Source organism: Candidatus Cloacimonadota bacterium, assembly GCA_011372345.1.
Lineage (GTDB): Bacteria > Cloacimonadota > Cloacimonadia > Cloacimonadales > TCS61 > DRTC01.
The window spans coordinates 1-1,653 of the sequence record DRTC01000551.1 but is presented as its reverse complement, the minus strand read 5'-3'; the positions used below and the strand labels follow the sequence as shown (position 1 = coordinate 1,653).

Here is a 1,653-nt window from a genome sequence, read left to right as displayed (position 1 = left end):
CCAACTCAAGTAGTAATTCATCGAGAAGATTTTGAAAGTGGTGGATTTGTTCAATTCCCATGGGAATTCCAGGGTTATGAAATTTCATGGCCCAACGTGAATCCAATTGAAGACTTTACAATTGTAAATCCGATTGACGATGTGGTATGGAGCATTGATACAAACGAGTTCTATAGTGGTACAGCTAGTGCAAAATCATATCCAATTTCTCACAATCAAGCTTCTTTTATGAGTTTGACTCTTGATGTAACCTTAGATGGTGAGATTAGCTTTTGGTACAAAGTCGCCTGTGAGTACAGTCCTTCCCAAACGTATTTCTATGACGGATTATTTTTCATTATTGATGGAGAAACAGCAGACCGTTTCCAACCTGAATCTGATGGTTCCTCACCCTGGACTTTTGCCAGTTATCCTATTGAAACAGGTACACATACTTTTGATTGGGTTTATGTGAAAGACAATTCTGATGGAACCACATTTATTGATGATGACTGTGCTTGGGTAGATTTCATAACTTTCCCATCCATTGTACCTATTGCTACTGGAATGATTGCAGGATCTGTTTCACTATTTCCTGTGACCAACTATGAAGAAGTTGAAATCTCTATTGGTGCAATGGTTATAAATCCGGATGAGACCGGTTTATTTGATGTGGAGTTACCTGTAGGAATTTATGATATAACAGCTACATTAACAGGTTATGAAACAATTACGTTCGAAGATGTAGAAGTGCTTGAAGGGACACTCACTCCGATTTACTTTGAATTGTACTATCTACAAGCTCCGGAAAATCTGCAAACTGTTATTAATGATAATATAGTCGATCTATCCTGGGAACATAATCAACCAACGGAAAATGGTGGTAGAAAACAAAATAATCATTCCAATCGTGAATTCCAGAACTTCAATATATACAGAAATATGGATGGAGATGAGTTTGAACTTCTGGGGACTACTACTGATTTAATCTTTGAGGATAATTTGGTAGAAGCAGGAGAATACGAATACTATGTAACTGCTATGTATGATCAGGGAAATGAAAGTGAAGCTTCCAATGTTGAAACAGTTATTTGGGAAGGAGCAGGATCTAATGACCCTCTTATCCCAATTGCAAATGCTCTTTATCAGAATTCACCTAATCCCTTCAATCCTGAAACCAGGATCAGTTTCGATCTGAAGGAAGATGCACAGGTTTCTCTGGAAATTTATAATATGAAAGGACAGAAAGTAAAAACGGTAATCAATAATAAATTGTTAGCAGGTCAACACTCTGTTGTTTGGTACGGAAAAAATAATAATGATAAAACGGTATCTTCAGGAATTTATTTCTATAAAATCGAAGCGGAAAACTTTCAAAAGACCAGAAAAATGTTGCTAATGAAATAGTAACTCAAAACTCCATTTTTGAGATTTAATAACCTCCCGGGTTTTTTGAAATCCGGAAGGTTATTCTTACTTAAATTATGATTAATAATTTATATTAATCAAGATGAAAGAGAATTTTGTGAATATAATATTTTATTTTACAGGATCGGGTAATTCATTAGCTATCGCAAAAAGGATTGGGAAAAAAGTTGGTGATTGTAATCTAATACACGTTAATTCTAAGCTCGGCTTTATTAAGCAAATAGAAGCGGATGTTCTCGGTTTTAT

At 35.3% G+C, this 1,653-nt stretch carries 1 protein-coding gene; it reads left to right on the top strand.

Features of this window, described 5'->3' with window-relative positions:
• The coding region (locus ENL20_10445; protein HHE38976.1) for a T9SS type A sorting domain-containing protein at nucleotides 1-1,386 on the top strand (1,386 nt) is incomplete at its 5' end.
• Nucleotides 1,387-1,653: the final 267 nt, after the last annotated feature.